12 protein-coding genes and 1 pseudogene are annotated in these 16,373 nt (G+C 37.5%); 7 read left to right on the forward strand and 6 right to left on the reverse strand.

What is annotated here, in order from left to right:
- The first annotated feature begins 95 nt into the window (after nucleotides 1–95).
- From LKE05_RS03875 to LKE05_RS03890, 4 genes are all read left to right on the forward strand, one after another.
- Nucleotides 96–3,359, forward strand: a complete 3,264-nt coding sequence (locus tag LKE05_RS03875) for an Ig-like domain-containing protein (protein ID WP_308455975.1) — start codon at nucleotides 96–98, stop codon at nucleotides 3,357–3,359.
- Nucleotides 3,359–7,300: an InlB B-repeat-containing protein gene (locus LKE05_RS03880; RefSeq protein WP_308455976.1), complete on the forward strand. Its 3,942-nt coding sequence runs from the start codon at nucleotides 3,359–3,361 to the stop codon at nucleotides 7,298–7,300. Before LKE05_RS03875 ends, LKE05_RS03880 begins: the two co-directional genes overlap by 1 nt.
- 284 nt (nucleotides 7,301–7,584) lie before the next feature.
- Complete coding sequence (locus LKE05_RS03885; RefSeq protein WP_308455977.1) at nucleotides 7,585–8,430, forward strand: HipA domain-containing protein; 846 nt, start codon at nucleotides 7,585–7,587, stop codon at nucleotides 8,428–8,430.
- Nucleotides 8,396–8,758: a hypothetical protein gene (locus LKE05_RS03890; protein ID WP_308455978.1), complete on the forward strand. Its 363-nt coding sequence runs from the start codon at nucleotides 8,396–8,398 to the stop codon at nucleotides 8,756–8,758. Before LKE05_RS03885 ends, LKE05_RS03890 begins: the two co-directional genes overlap by 35 nt.
- A 27-nt stretch (nucleotides 8,759–8,785) precedes the next feature.
- Here LKE05_RS03890 and LKE05_RS03895 read toward each other — a convergent pair whose 3' ends face one another.
- From LKE05_RS03895 to LKE05_RS03910, 4 genes and pseudogenes are all read right to left on the reverse strand, one after another.
- Nucleotides 8,786–9,028 (reverse strand): hypothetical protein, encoded by a 243-nt coding sequence (locus LKE05_RS03895; RefSeq protein ID WP_308455979.1) that lies wholly within the window; start codon nucleotides 9,026–9,028, stop codon nucleotides 8,786–8,788.
- A gap of 231 nt (nucleotides 9,029–9,259) precedes the next feature.
- A complete protein-coding gene (locus LKE05_RS03900) occupies nucleotides 9,260–9,526 on the reverse strand; it encodes a type II toxin-antitoxin system RelE family toxin (RefSeq protein ID WP_308455980.1) in 267 nt (88 codons plus the stop codon).
- Nucleotides 9,523–9,744: a type II toxin-antitoxin system RelB family antitoxin gene (gene relB, locus LKE05_RS03905; protein ID WP_308455981.1), complete on the reverse strand. Its 222-nt coding sequence runs from the start codon at nucleotides 9,742–9,744 to the stop codon at nucleotides 9,523–9,525. Before relB ends, LKE05_RS03900 begins: the two co-directional genes overlap by 4 nt.
- Nucleotides 9,745–9,856: 112 nt before the next feature.
- Nucleotides 9,857–10,000 (reverse strand): annotated as a pseudogene (locus LKE05_RS03910) (sporulation transcriptional regulator SpoIIID); the annotation flags it as partial.
- Nucleotides 10,001–10,353: 353 nt separating this feature from the next.
- Here LKE05_RS03910 and LKE05_RS03915 point away from each other — a divergent pair.
- From LKE05_RS03915 to LKE05_RS03925, 3 genes are read left to right on the forward strand one after another with little or no spacing between them, the layout of a single operon-like run.
- Nucleotides 10,354–11,679: an MATE family efflux transporter gene (locus tag LKE05_RS03915; RefSeq protein WP_308455982.1), complete on the forward strand. Its 1,326-nt coding sequence runs from the start codon at nucleotides 10,354–10,356 to the stop codon at nucleotides 11,677–11,679.
- Between the two features lie 50 nt (nucleotides 11,680–11,729).
- Nucleotides 11,730–11,924: a hypothetical protein gene (locus LKE05_RS03920; protein ID WP_308455983.1), complete on the forward strand. Its 195-nt coding sequence runs from the start codon at nucleotides 11,730–11,732 to the stop codon at nucleotides 11,922–11,924.
- Between the two features lie 23 nt (nucleotides 11,925–11,947).
- Nucleotides 11,948–13,549 (forward strand): DUF975 family protein, encoded by a 1,602-nt coding sequence (locus LKE05_RS03925; protein WP_308455984.1) that lies wholly within the window; start codon nucleotides 11,948–11,950, stop codon nucleotides 13,547–13,549.
- A gap of 39 nt (nucleotides 13,550–13,588) precedes the next feature.
- Here LKE05_RS03925 and LKE05_RS03930 read toward each other — a convergent pair whose 3' ends face one another.
- Together LKE05_RS03930 and LKE05_RS03935 are read right to left on the reverse strand one after the other, a co-directional pair.
- Nucleotides 13,589–15,496 (reverse strand): sensor histidine kinase, encoded by a 1,908-nt coding sequence (locus tag LKE05_RS03930; protein WP_308455985.1) that lies wholly within the window; start codon nucleotides 15,494–15,496, stop codon nucleotides 13,589–13,591.
- An 8-nt stretch (nucleotides 15,497–15,504) separates the two neighbouring features.
- Entirely contained in the window at nucleotides 15,505–16,233 is a 729-nt protein-coding gene (locus LKE05_RS03935) for a LytR/AlgR family response regulator transcription factor (RefSeq protein ID WP_022228980.1), read from the reverse strand.
- Between the last annotated feature and the right edge of the window lie 140 nt (nucleotides 16,234–16,373).

Here is a 16,373-nt window from a genome sequence, read left to right on the forward strand (position 1 = left end):
AATTGATTAGTTTACGGCAAATATATATTTTTACCTATATATTATTATATGATAAAATACTATCATAAAAATAATATTTTAATGGAGGTAGGAAAATGGTACTGAAAAAATTGATAAGCATAATAAGCGTATTTGCTATTATCGTATCGTCATTTACCACAGCAGTTGTCAGCGCTGACGAGGAAATGACACCGATTGCCTGTACGCAAAGCGCGTCATACTTGACGGACGGTGACGGAAATGTTACGCAGACGATAGTGAACTATGCGGGCAAGGAGGATATTTCAAATATTAACTGGAATACCAAATCAAATTCTTGGGGCGGAGTGGGCGTTCTTGAATTTACCGTTCCTGCGGCAGAAGCGAAATGCATAAAATCCGCCACACTTACCGTAAGCGTACATAACGGCTCGTCAAGAAGCGGTGGCAGAACATATGATATATATCCAGCCGACATCACAATAAACGCCGATACAACGGCTTCCGAAATAAAGGCGATTTCACTTGACAAAAGTATGTATCAGGCGGAGGGGGTTAAACAGGGCGAAACGCGTACGGACCAAATATCAACCGAAACAATTCGTGAATATGTAAAAGGCAAGGTAAAAGCAGATGTGGAAAGCAAAGTACAATTCGCGTTTTCAAACTCGTCACAGACGCTTGACATAGACCCGAAAACCGCGACGCTCGCACTTACAATGTATGACGGCGGCGTTGCACTTGATAAAAACGAGCTTATTCTATCTACCTCCGGCGAGCCTCAAAGACTTACCTACTCTATTTTCGGAGAGGGAATAAATGATGGTGACCTTGTATGGATAAGCGAAAATGAGGATATAGCCACCGTTGACGACACAGGTCTTGTCACACCGAAAAAGGCAGGCAGAACAGTGGTGTCTATAAAAACGGCTGACAGCAGTTTCAAAGCCGACTGCGCCGTTACTGTATTGCAGGCGGCTCAGGATATAACTATTGACAAAGCCTCTCTCTCACTGCTATCGGGCGGTAAAAACGGCGAACTTACAGCCAAATTGCTGCCCGAAACAGCAGTTAAACGACAAATAAAATGGACGTCCTCAGATGAGAATGTAGCAACTGTTTCATCAAACGGTATTGTGACTCCTATAAGCGTTGGTGAAACAATAATTACCGCAGCGGCGGCTGACAACGAAAAGCTTACGGCTTCATGCAATGTAACGGTAGCGGAAATGGCTGAACCTCAAAGCATTTCACTTGATAAAGAAAATGTATCTTTACCAAAGCTCGGCGCGACAGTATCGTTAGACGCGAAGGTTCAGCCCACAGGCGCTGATGACAGAATTACTTGGACTTCAAGCGACACAAAAATTGCACAGGTTTATGACGGAGTTATAGTCGCGGGCGAAGTCGGCACAGCGGAAATAACAGCGGCGACATCAAACGGCAAAACGGCAAAGTGTACCGTAACCGTAACAGAGGATAAACAGCTTATAACAAATGACCGTTTCTATACCGATACAGACGGCAACATTCTGTATTCGCAGGGCGGAGGTATTTTCAAGTACCCGAATGACGATAAATATTATTGGTACGGCGTTCGTTATAAGGAAGCGGTATCATACGCGGCTGATCCGTCATCAGGCAAGACCGTAGAACACCCCGCGTTTGAAGCGTATACACTATATACCTCTGACGATTTGGTGAATTGGAAATACGAGGGAGATGTCGCAACGCTTGAAACTCTGGGTCAATCATGGTGTGGCTGGGCAGGCAGATGCGGTGTGGTATATAACGAAAAGGCAAACAAATATGTTCTTGTATCACAGTTTAACGGAACAATTATTGCAAGCGCAGATAATCCGAAAGGTCCGTTTAAAACAGAAAAGGGATATTTTTGGGGTGGAACGTCACTTCCTGTTATCGCAAATGGTGATACAGGTGATTTAACAATGTTTTATGATGAAGACAGCAAAGGGTATATGATATGTTCAAGTGCGAACGGTAGAGGACATTTATATATTGCACCTATGGACGAGGCAAAGGATTTTTGCGATTTTGATTTTGACAATATAAAGGAACTAAACGGCTCGACAGGCTCGTATTTTGACGAGGACGGCTCGGTACAAAAGAAAGACAAGGGCGGTATCGAGGGCGACTGTATGTTTAAATACAAAGACCATTATTATTTTACCGGTTCAGATTTATACGGCTGGCGTGGTTCAAGAGTGTATGTGTTTGAATCAAAAGATATACTCGGCGATTACAAATTAAAGCCGGATTATATTGATACTTCAAAATCAAGTTCAAATCTTCCGTACATTATGCCGGGTGCAAAGTATAGCTATGCGCACAATTCACAAACCGGATTTTACTATACGCTTCACGGAAGCAAGCAGGACACGGTTATTTATTGTGGTGACCGTTGGTGTGATTTCGGAACACATGGTATAGGATATAATCAGTGGGTTCCACTGACAATGGACGGATATACTCCTCATTTCAACGATTTAAGTCAATGGAAATTAAACTCAGAAACAGGCGAGTGGACAATCGGCGACGGAAATAATTATATTGCAAACAATGAATTTGATGCTGACAGAGTTGATGTTAAATCATTGACAGGTTGGGAATGCAGTGACAGTACAGACGGTTCGGTAAACGGGAATGTAAAAGCAAGACGTTTTTACGGCAACTATGCCGCAAAGCAAAGTGCAGACACAGATTATACCGCAAGACTTAAACAAACAATTAAAGATTTGCCAAACGGTATATATACACTTCGAGCAAGCGTTATGTCAAGCGGCGGACAAAATGAATGTGTATTGTATGCAAATACAAACAATAAGAACTACACAGCTTCTCTAAAATCAAAAATGAGTAATTGGACAGATGTCGTTGTAAAGGATATTATTATTGAAAACGGAGAATGTGAGATTGGCTTGTACTCAGACTCACCGGCAAACTGTTATGTAAGGATAGACGATATGTATTTAACAAGAAATTATGACGGTACGGTTATCGAGGGTAGGCTAAATAAAAATGTTCCGACAGTGCTTAAAAACGCAATCGTTTTAAAGGACGCTCAGGGCAATGAAATGAAGGAGCTTAAAAACAGCGAAGCGTATGCGGAAGCGACATATGTAAATAAAGATAATAAGGAAAAGAAATTAACGCTGTATATGGCTCTTTATGATAAAGACGGTAAGCTTCAGTCCGTAAAGATTAAAAATGAAACAGCCGCGCCAAAGGGTACAGGCACGATAAGGACGGAAAATGCAAATATAGATAATAGCGCAGGCGCGGCGTATGTCAAGCTGTTCTTGTGGGAGAACGGAATGAAGCCGTTATATAATTCAATAACAATTAAGGAGGCAAAGTGATGAAAAATAAACTTAAAAGAATTTTAGGAGTGATAACAGCAATATCGCTTCTACTGCAAATGTCATTTGTTATAACCTCAAACGCGGCGGAATATTTTTCGCTTGATTTTGAAAGTGCAACGGATACAATGGGCTGGACGTCTGCAAATGCTCCGGGCGATATGTCAATAGCAACAGATGAAGACAACAGTATCAATAAGTATTTCAAATTTGCAAATACAAACGGAAGTGGAACACGAAATGCATACTATACCTTCGATTCTGACGCTCAGACAACGGAAAATGGTAAAGCAGTTATCGAATTTGACTTCTATATGACGAATACAGGAAATGAAAATATAAATCAGCTTGTATTACTTGATTCTGCAGCAGGCAACCCTAAAGGCAATGCAAATTACAGCGGAAATAATTATATCTTTTCATTTACACAACCTAAGAATAGTGATAAACTCATCATAAATAATTTAGATGGTTCTAAGGAAACATATACAACAACAGATTGGACGAATAAATCAGGCTGGACACACGCAAAGGCGATTATGGATTTTACAGAGCATAATGTGACAATCACATTGTCAAGTCATGACGGTGAAACGGTATATTTTGATAACAAGGTCCCTATGGGTACGACAGACTTAAAAATCGGAAAATTACTGATTTGTGAGGCGAGAAAGAATACTGTGACATTCGGTATTGATAATATTTTAGTCCGCTCATATGACAGCTCGCTTGATGCCGGAAACACATACTATAAAGTAACGTATGATGTAAAGGGAGAAAAATCTGAGGAAACTGTAAAGGAAAATACAAGTCCGTTAAATATTCCGGACTTAACAAACTATGGATATATATTTAAGGGGTGGCAAGTAAATGATGACACTGAAAATCTGATTGATGATTTAAAGGAATATAAAATTACAACCGATACAAAATTTACGGCAATTTATGAAAAAGATACGGAATATATTGAGCCAATAATTTCTGCTGAAATAAAAGGTAATCAAATAATGACCTTTGGCGATAGTCCCGACATTGCGGCGGAAAACAAATATACACTTACGCTTACAGGTCAGAACGGAACGATTATTACAGCCGATACGATAGACAGCCGAATAGACGATTTTAACATTGAGTGGGATATAGACGGTTTTAAAACTGTAAACGATACTGATAAATATTGCGATAGCTATGGCGAGTTTGCCGAGCATACGAACACTGCGACAGAGGTTTTGTTTATGCTCAGACAATGCGATTTTAATTTTTATGGTAAGCTAAATGCCACAGTGACATATAACGGCGAAACAATCGAAGCGTCAATGTATGTTGCCGCAACAGGTGATAAGAGCATGGCAGATAACCAAATCTTGCCTGAAGCAGGCTACCCATCCGACTTTGACGAATATCCCGACAGTCTTGTTGGATATACTACATTAAAGGACACTTACGGCGGTAACGATATTATGGTCGGCGGCTGGGGTATGTCTGGTTCAGATAGCGGTGATGCAGTTATTATGAAAGAGGAGAATAACAAATTCCTTAGAATTAATTGCCCAACATCGAGTAAATCACATATGTTCACAAATTCAATAAATACACCGCAAAAACAAATTATATTTGAGCAGAATATACGCTTTAATGGCAATGGATGTATTACACTTACATCAAAACAGCCGTATTGGACGGATAAGGAAGGCTATACAACGCCTGTAACGCTTGAATTTGACGGAACAACAATAAAGCTAAATGGCATAGCTATAAAAAATAATGATATTGATGTTACAGTCAACAAGGGCAAATGGTATAAAATTGTACTGTCGGCTGACAAGACTACCGAAAGTTGTTTTGTAAAGGTGTATGACTTAAACGGTCAGTTTGTCGGTGAAACCGATAGCATAGCGTGGACTGAAAACTCGGAGCCGACATATTACTCAATCGGTTTTGCAAATAAGCAGACAGGAACGGTTGATTTTGATGCATATAGAGCATATTATCCGGCTGCGGATATTTCAACCTATACACTCAATATTTCACAGGAAACTTTGTCAATTCCAAACAAAGATACTGCAACATTATCTGCATCGGTAAAAAGCAAAGAAGGATATAATATAACAGGTGCGGCAGAATGGTCAATCTTAGAAGATGATATGCAAGACATTATAATAACTCCCGATGTAGTAGATTCTCACAAAGCAACAATAACTCTGGGTGAGGGTGCATCAGCCGGTGAGGCAACTGTTCAGGTGAATATCGGCGGCTATACCAAAACCATAAAGCTCAATATTACCGACTCGGCTGAAAGTATAAAGTTTACATCATCACAAGGAAGCCTTGCAATACCGCTTGATGAAAAATCAGTAAATACTGCTAAATACAGTGCGGCGGTAATCAACGGTGATGGTATGGATTTGAACAGAAATGTATCGCTTGGAATATATGACAAAAATAATGTCAATAAATATAATCTTCCCGACGGTATATCGTTTGACGCATCAGCGGGTACAATAAGCGTTACATCGGCAGCTGTTCCTTGTGTGTTTACCGTAAGAGCCACAGGAGAAAGCAGTGACGGCAAAATATTATCAAGAAGTGTTAAGGTCACAGTTCACGGTTTATCATTTGACTTCGGAAGTGGTGCGGATGAAAGTGTTACAGAGGGTTATACGGATATTAATCCTTTAACAACTTATACCGTATCACGCGGTTATGGAATAGAGGGAAGTGTAAAAGCAGAAGGCACACCAAGTATTGATAATGCAGAATCTGATTATTTGTCGGGTGATTTCACTTTTAAAGCTAAGGTTACAAAAGGAAAACATTACAGAGTAAAGATTGCTTTTAGTGGTGATTTGGTGTCTGAATATGTAAGTGAAGCACTGTCAGGTCATGAAAGAACTCTTGCCGCAGAGGGGACAACACATACGGGATATACTGTAAAAACAGAAGAAATAACCGAACAAGTATATGATATTCCGGTTGTGGATGATGTAATGGATTTAAAATTCTCAGGTGCAAGGGTTGCGTATATATCAATAGAAAAGGTTGAAAAGACTGCCGCCGAAAAACCTAACATTTGGTCTGTCGGCGATTCAACTATCGGCAACAGCGGCTCATACGCATATAATTTAGCACGTGATCAAGCCAATTATCCCGAGTTTACCGCACTTGCCGATTATCATAATAACGGTAAGGGTTCAAGAAATCTTAAAACATATTATACACAGGGCTGGCTTGATAATATTCTGATAAACATAAGACCGGGCGATATTGTCACCATTGGAAATATGGGGACAAATCCGGGCGGAATGTCCGGTACGCAGTTTAAGGCTCCGCTTGACTATTATGTTGATGCGTGTCTTGCAATGGGTGCAAAAGTAATACTTACAAGCTATACCCCGCACGGCTGCGTTGAAGGCTACGAATATGTATATGATAAAACAACACATACATTCCACGGCTGTCGAGAGGATGCGTATGATTCTTTAGGCATAAGAGTTATCTACGAGGAAAGAAAGGATGATCCTGATATTTTAGGATTTATTGATATAGGACTTAACGCTGACAATGCATTTAACGAATATGTAGCGGATTATGCAAAGAACGGTTATGAAAACGAGGATGCGGCGGCAAAGGCAATTATGGATTGCTTCGGCGACCATAACCATTACGGCAACGGGGGACGATCACAGCTTGCGGGCGATTTAATGCTTAACGGCTATGGAACTGCACCGGGTATAGTGTCGGAGCTTGTAAGAGTGCTGACTGAGAGCACAAATAAACCTTGCGTTAAAATAGAAGCGGAATATGACGATAACGGCACACTTGTCAATTTAACAACCACACCTGCAAAGGTGTCGGAGGCACAAAAGGCAGAACGCAGTAAAAATTCGCTTATTACATATTGGTATTCGTTCGAAAATATGAGACCTGTAATCAGTGAGTAATTAGTTTATAAGCTACATTCATATAAAATAAGCCGAATTTGTCGATTTGATTTGATAAATTCGGCTTGTTTATAATTTACCGTTTAATTTCGTGATTTTTGAGATTAGAATAGCAAATTCTTCGTCTATGCGTTTGAACGTATTTATTAGTCAAACCAATTTCATTTGCAATTCATCTTTCATTGTGATATATTAGTTGTATATTTAGTTTGTTTGCGGTAGAATTTTATTTCGCCATTTACACTATATAGTTTGATATAATATCAATATCGGAGGATATTATAATGAGTAGCATTACAAGAAACAATTTTTCAATACACAGTAATTCAAAGGGTAATTTACTAAAAACAGAATATCAGAAAGACGGAATAGTGTATTTTGTTAAATCGGGACGTTTACAGGTTCGTGATTTTCCTGAAAAGTGGGGAATTGAGCCTGTTATTGAGGTGCTATGTTATGAAATAGGCAAGCTAATGGGATTAAATGTAGCGGAGCAAAGTCTTATTGGTATGGAGGGAATTAGATACGGTAAGAATTTCAGAACTTTGGTTTGCAGTTCTCCCGATTTCAGAAACGGAAAAACGTTAATATATTTGGCAAGTCTATATGCGGAAGATGAAAGCAATATTGATTTTGAAAAGCTTTGCAGAAACACCGGGTGCGGAAATGATTTAATAAATCTGTTGGCATTTGATTTGATTATAATGAATGAGGATAGGCATAACAGTAACGTAGGATTTCTTATGTCGGATAACGGAGAGCTTAAATTGTCGCCTATATATGATAACGGATATTCTTTGCTTTATGATGATATAAAAGGAATGTTGAATGATTTTAAATTGGCATATAGATACTGTCTTTGTAATGCACCGTTGTATGAGGAAAGATTTAATGCGGCGGAAAGAATATTTCAGAAAATGTCTAAAATATATGTGCCTACAATTAATCTTAATATTGAAAGAAATCAAGTTGCAGATAGGGTTATGGCGGTAAAGAAAACATACAGCGAATTGGTTTATGCGGATATAAATAATATTCAGCTAAAAGATATTTGGTGGGAAAAAATTATAGACTTTATAATGTGGAGGATTGAATATGTTAGAGATTTACGAGATAGTGTGGCGGAATGAAAACGTTACGGGATATTTGGAATATAATACGAAAACAGATAAATTTCAAGCATATTTAAAGGATAGGGAAAATCCTAATCCGAGAGGTCTGTTTGGAATTTTGAAAATATCCGACGTTGTGGAGGATAGCCGTGTAAGGCTATATATAAGTGATTGCGTTGTTCCGAAAACACGAGAAAATATTGATGATATATTAAAACATCTTGGCATGGGTGAATATAATCAGTGGGAGATTTATAAAAAGAATATGGGTGTTAACGTGAGCGATTATGCATGTATCAGATTTTATAAAAATTCCGATTCAAATGATTTTTTTTATCCGATATGAGATTAAATAGGAATTGAATGATATTAACTATTTACTTCGTATATAAATTGAGTTTCGTGGATTCCCTGTAATTTGTTCACATTCCCACATTTCAAAGATTATATCAGGACAAAATTCCCACATTTCTAACTCCGGATTTTTTAACATACGACAAGTTTCAGAGGATGTAAAATTTCTTAATGCAGTTTGTTCATCATATCCGTATTTTTCACAAATTTGTTTAGTAATAATGGAAATGTATTTTGAAATCAAAGAAAAAATTTCACTCATTGCAATAAACTCCTTAGTCCAAGATAAAATGTAAGCATTTTTAGACATATCAAAATATTATTTATTATAACACAAATTATAAAAAAATGGAATTGCTATTTTAATTTTTGGATGAATTATGTGGTAAGAAAAAAGAATCGGATTATTATAAATGAGTTGAAACACGATAGCAATGTGACGGAGAAAATGACATAATAAAAAATTAATCCCACAATCATAATTGTGGGATCTTTAATCATAAATATCTCGCCTGTGACCTATGTTTAATAACAGAATAATAATTTTATTATCATCAATTTGTGCAAGAATACGGTAATCTCCTACACGATAACGCCATTCGCCACTTCTGTTTGCGGTTAAACCTTTGCCGTGCGAACGAGGATTTTCACAATTTTCAAGATTTTTTCTTATCCAACCTAAAATCAGTGCAGCAGTATGGCGGTCTAATTTTTTTAAATCTTTTAATGCTCGTTTTGTAAATTCGACTTTATAAATCATAGTAATCCGAGTTCCTTTTCTACTTCATCAAGCGAATAGGTTACAGGGTCATCTTTATATTCGTTAATTGCCTTATTAAAAAGCTCTAAGTCGTATTCGTTTTCAATTCGTTCCATAACTGTTTGACGAATAAGCTCTGATACGGACATTTTATTCAGTTCCGCATATTTTTTTATAAGTAAAGTATCTTCATCGTTTAATCTTAATGATATAGTCATATGAAACACTTCCTTTCTTGTATTGCATTGTATTACAAAATACGCTGATTTGTCAATAGTATTTGCAAAAATTATAAAAAAATCAGTGTGTAAATTTAGTAATCCATTACCCAACATAACCGACACGGATAGCTACTACTGTATGCACGGTAGATTTACTAATATTAAAAATTTTGGCAGTTTTGCGGACTGTGGCGTTATTTTCTACAATATACTGTGCCAATTCGACAGCCCGTTTTTCGATATAATCTTTCATTCTCCCACCGACCTTTCTGTATAGCATATATATGAAAAATCGGTGTAATTTATGAGATTAAACCATCACCAACAATCTTATTTTTCTTGACAAAATATTTAACATTACTTATAATAGTATTATTGACTGTTTATAAAGTATTAAGGAGAAAGAAATGAAACTTTAAACAACGTTATGCAAGGTTTATCGGACGCTATCGGTGCGTGAGATTCATCGGGTGAACGGCTGTTGACGACTGCGTGGAACAACGCAAACAAGGCAAGAAAATTGAATTTTTATATGACAAAAACGCATAATGTGTAAAGGCTGTATTTGTGTACAGCCTTTTATAATTTTAGAAGGAGTTTTGAATTGTGAAATCAAAACAAGATTTGACGGTAGGAAACATAAATAAAAAACTTTGGGCATTTGCGATACCGCTTATGCTCGGTAACGTAATGCAGCAGTTTTACAACTTAGTCGATACATGGGTAGTAGGAAAATACATAGGCGACAATGCTTTGGCGGCGGTCGGTTCGTCATATTCACTGATGACATTTTTAACATCGGTGATTTTGGGATTGTGTCTTGGTAGCAGTGCATTTTTTTCAATAACATTCGGCGAAAAAAATATAAAACGACTGAAAAACGGAATGTTTATTTCGTTTGTTATGATAGGAATATTTTCACTCATACTGACATTTGCGTCATTTTACCTTTGTGGCCGGATTATGAAAATACTTCAAGTGCCGTATGACATTCAAGGTATAATGAGCGAATATTTGAAGTGGATATTTGTAGGCATTTTCGCGACATTCCTATACAACTATTTTTCTAATCTTCTGCGAGGAATAGGCAATTCCGTAATTCCGCTTGTGTTTTTGTGCATATCTGTGATACTTAATATCGGTCTTGATTTGTACTTTGTTTTGGTATTAAAGCAAGGCATACGCGGTGCGGCGATTGCAACCGTAATATCGCAGTATATTTCGGGTATCGGACTTATGATATATGTGTACATTCGTTATCCCGAACTTCGATTAAAATATGAAGATACAAAGTTTGTAAAACGTACGGCATACGACATAGCAATACTGTCGGGAATGACGTGTCTGCAACAGTCTGTAATGAATTTCGGCATACTTATGGTACAGGGGATTGTAAACAGTTTCGGTACACAAATTATGGCGGCGTTTGCCGTTTCTGTGAAAATCGACACCATTGCATATATGCCTGTACAGGATTTCGGAAATGCGTTTTCAACGTTTATTGCACAAAATTTCGGTGCGGGCAAGTATGACAGAATAAAAGACGGAATTAAAAAAGCACTCAAAAGTGTTGTACTGTTCTGTATTTTTATCAGTGCGATTGTGTTTATTTTCGCAAAACCGCTTATGATGATATTTGTAAATGCCGAAAGCACGGAGATTATAAACATCGGCGTACAGTATTTGCGTATAGAGGGTGCTTGCTATATCGGCATAGGTATTTTGTTTATGCTTTACGGATATTACAGAGCTATAAATAAACCGAGTATGTCTGTTGTGCTTACGGTTATTTCTTTGGGAATAAGAGTAGTGCTTGCGTATGTTTTGTCTCGTGTTATCGGTGTAGTCGGTATTTGGTGGTCAATTCCGATTGGTTGGTTTATCGCGGATGCGGTCGGAATTTGTTTTTATTTATTTAAGTTTGACAGGTAATATTTTGTGAGATATAATTATATATAAGATTAGTTAGCGGTTGAATTTGCGTGTTCGGTGGCTTTGACAACAGAAAAAACGGCGTTTTATACAGCGGTACGCTTGATGAAATCAAATCGGAAACAATAAAACTTATAAATACGGTCGGAAAAAAAGGTACAATACTGGGGGCGGATTGTACGTTGTCAAATGATATTGATTTGTCACACATAAAATGCGTGGCGGATACTGCAAGAAATATATAAGACGAAAAACGGGGTATATAAATATGTGGAAGATAAGGGATTTAAAGAAAAAGGCAAGGGGAACTTTTAAGCGGAATTATGTCGGCATTGTTATAACGTGCTTTATCGCGGCCGTTGTTATGGGCAGCTTTATTAACCCGCTAAAAGAAGTGAGGACAATAAAAGACACTTATTTCGACCAGCTTAACGGAACGGTGCTTTTTGCGGAAAATCACAATTCCGATATGTCGAATACGGAAGTTGTCGATAACTTTTTAGGCAAGAGCGGTGAGGAAAGTGAAAGAGCACAGCATTGGACAAGAGGTGTACTGTCGGTGTTTGCGAAGAATACCGAGGGTGCAGGTAACTTTGTTTACGGTGTTTTAAATTCGATAAATCAAATTGTGTTTAACGACCGAGTGAGTGCCGGTGTTACTATTGCAATCGGCTCGTTGATTTATTTGCTTATAGCCATTCTTTTTACGAAGGTTTTGCTTATCGGACTGTATCGGTATTTGCTTGAAATTCGAGTCTACACAGGCACGAGAATTTCGCGAATATTGTTTCCGTGGTCTGTAAAAAAGGCACTGCATATTGCATGGGTTATGTTTGTAAGAAGTGTGTATTCACTTTTATGGTGCTTAACGATAGTCGGCGGATTTATTAAGATTTATTCATATAAACTTGTACCGATGATTATTGCGGAAAATCCCGAATTGAGTGCAAAAGAGGCTATAAAACTTTCTGAAGATATGATGAAAGGGTATAAGTGGAGAGCATTTTTGATTGATTTGTCATTTATCGGTTGGGATATATTGAATATACTTACACTTCAGATTTTGGGCGTATTTTTCCTTGAACCGTATAAACGTATGACGACAGTTGAACTTTATATGACGTTGCGTGAAAAAGCAAAGGAAAGAGATATTGAAAATGCGGACAGGCTGTGCGATAAATTGCTTGAAAGTGAAGTGACAAGCGGAATATATCCTATTAATGAATACTTCATAACAGTGCCTAAGGGCAAGAAGTGGATACTGGAAGATTATGAACGTGATTACGGATTATCGTCATTGATACTGATATTTTTCACATTTGCAATGATAGGTTGGTTGTGGGAAGTGTTATTGTTCCTGTTTACAAGAGGTGAATTTATCAACAGAGGTACTTCACATGGACCGTGGCTGCCGATTTACGGCGTAGGCGGTACGGTTGTACTGATTGTGTTAAAAAAATTCAGAAACAAACCGTGGCTGACATTCCTTTTGTCAATGGTGCTGTGCGGTGTAATAGAGTATTTTACATCGCTTATACTTGAAAAAGTTCAGGGTATGCGTTGGTGGGATTACAGCGGATATTTTATGAATTTTCAAGGCAGAATTTGCCTTGAGGGATTGGCTGTGTTTGCACTCGGCGGTTGTGCGGCGGTGTACCTTGTAGCACCGTCACTTGACCATCTGTTTTGCAAAATTCCTATGAAAATTAAGAAGATTATATGTGTCGTACTTGTAGTCCTGTTTGTCGTGGATATGGCGTATTCGGCATTTGTGCCGAATATCGGCGAGGGTATAACGGATAATGATGTGGCGAGAATAGAAATTAAAAAATCCGACGTATTGATTGCGTCGGATTTTTTGTTGATTTGATTTTTGGAGCTGTTGACGTTTCGTTTGCGGGCTTTTTGTTTAGAAGAATATAACAAGCGAGACGGTGAACATATCGTTTGAATTTGAAACGTTCATAACGCCGTGATACTTGTCAACAACGGCATTAACCGATTCAAGTCCCAAGCCGTGCATACCCTTTTTAAACGACAGGAATTTTGAACCGATTTTCTTAACGGTGCCGTCAAACGTATTTTTTAAATCTAAAATCAATTTGTTTTCATCAGCGGTACAATTCAGTACAATTTTTCTGTTTTTAAGCGGTGCTTTTGAACAAGCCTCCATAGCATTTTCGACAAGATTACCGACCAAAATACTAAAATCAATATCACTCATAGGCAGTCCGTTAGGGACTGACACCGAGGTTTTAAAGTCGATAGAATTTTTGGCCGATGAAGAAACATAGAAGTGGAGCAGAGCGTTAAGCGTAAGATTTTCGCAGAAAAACAGCGGTACTGTGTCATTTGTTTCGCTTGAATATTCTTTGAGGTATTCTGCAATTTTATCAAATTGACGATTATTTGCAAAGTCGCTTATTACTCTGAAATGCTGACGCATATCGTGGCGGAGCTTTCGTGTTTCTTCGATTTGTTCGGTTATGTGGACATAGTTTTCCTTGTAAAGATTTATCTGACGTTCCATAAGTCGTCGTTCGTCATCGAGAACAATATTTCGTCTGTAATTATCTATAATACTTGCCCAGTATACAAAGTACAGACAGCCCAAAATCGTAAGTATACCTATTTCAACCGACTGGTCGGTGTAAATCGAATCATAAAGCGGTTGAATAATGTAAAGTAATAACGATACAGCAAAGCAAACATTGCCGAACAGAAAAATTCTGCCGTATTTTATATCATTAAAGACCGCATAAGTGCCTATTGCGACAAGATAAATTGCGGCTAACCACTCAAACACATTGCATAGGGTTGAAAGGAAGGTACATAACGGTGCACTTAAATAAGGTGTAAATATACCGTATACAAATGCGATTGCACAGAATACCGAACCGCATATTTCGGAAATACTGCTTACGTTTTTATTCAAATTGCAGAGCCTGTTTTGGAGCATTATAACCATCAAATACACAAAGTACGTGCAAAAATACTCAAATACATATGAAAAATTACCGCCCATGGAGAAACACAAATTGATCAGCGGATGATTTAGGTAAACGGCATATGTAAGGCACATAAAGAAGAACATATACGAATAATTGCTTTTGCCGCTAAGTGCGAGAATAAGCGAGAATAGTGCACCGAAGAATATCAATGTCATGATAAAGTTGTTTATCAGAAATTTAAATGCTCTGGTGATATTAATTGAATACGGTTTACCGAGTGTCGGCGGTGACGTAATTCCTGCTCTAATGCCGGATGCGTCCTTGACGGCGATTGTTATATATGTTTCGCCGGAGGCATTGAAAAATGTGCAGCGGTTTTGTATTTGTGCTTTGTAATTATGTGTATCGCCGACCTTTAAATGCAGTTTGTCGTTGATGTACAGTTCATATGCTGAGTAAACCTGAGGCATTTCAAGTGCGTAAAAACCCTCTTTTTCGGGGAAGTTTATTTTCATTCTGTATGTTCCGATAAAGATATTGTTTTTTGTTTGGCTTGTGTACGCTGACTCAGTATCGCCGATTGAAATATATTTCATATTCGGAAGTGAAGTTTGATTTTTAAAATATGTCGGAGTGAGAAGTGCGTCTTCGTAAAATTCCCAATCCTTTATAAGAAAGTGAAACGAATTGCTGTCAATTTCCTCTTGCGAAAGCGTCAATACGCCTTTTTCGGGCTGGAGCTTGCTGTATGTATATTTGTTATTGAAAATATATAAAAATTCTGTAGTCAAAGAGATAAGAACTATTGCGATAATAAAAATTACTGCAATAGTCTTAACGCGTTGCTTATTTTCCATAGTAATCATAGTGACCTTTATTCTCTTATAATATCTTTTAATTCATAAGTTAAATACTGTTTCTTTACCTGTTGGTTTTCACGTTTTTTAATCGGAACATAATCTCCGTTTTGCATTAAAAAATCATTGCCCGAAACAGTGTTGACGTAATCAAAATTTACGATAAATCCTTTACAGCAGTTTGAAAAACGGCTGTCTTCTGTCAAAATTGACGCACACTGTGAAAATGTGTTTTGAATTTCAATCGTTTTGTCCTTCAAATGAAGCCGGACTTTTCTGTTTGTAACATCTATGTACATTATCGAATCATATGCTATTTTAAGTTTTATTTCGGGTTTTGTTTTGTACAGAACCGATAATGATTTTGAAGGTTCTTCGTATTTTTCAAAATATCTCTGCATAAGCGACTCAACTGCATCTTTTGTTATCGGTTTTACAAGATAACAAAAAGCATTTACACTGTAACTTTCACAAGCGAAGTTATTGCTTGTAGAAAGGAAGATGATTTCAACCGAACTGTCTGTTTTGCGTACAGTGCTTGCAGCTTCAATTCCGCTCATACCCGGCATATATATGTCAAAGAAAATCATATTATATTTGTTATTTTCAAATTGCGTGACAAAACTTTCGGCATCGGAAAAGTCGGATATTGTAACATTCATATTTCTTTCGGAGAAATATTCGTTAAGGTAATTTACAAGCGTTTCTCTGCCGACGGCTAAGTCATCAACAACTGCAATATTCATCGTGTTCACCGCCTTATGGATTTAAGAGCTGTCAACATTTTGCCGATATACTCTAACTATATTATATCATTGTAAAAATAATAATTCAACATATAAAATTGAATTTCAGTTAATAAAATTGAGTTTCAGTGCGGAAAATT

The organism is Hominilimicola fabiformis (assembly GCF_020687385.1).
GTDB classification, from domain to species: Bacteria; Bacillota; Clostridia; order UBA1381; family UBA1381; genus Hominilimicola; species Hominilimicola fabiformis.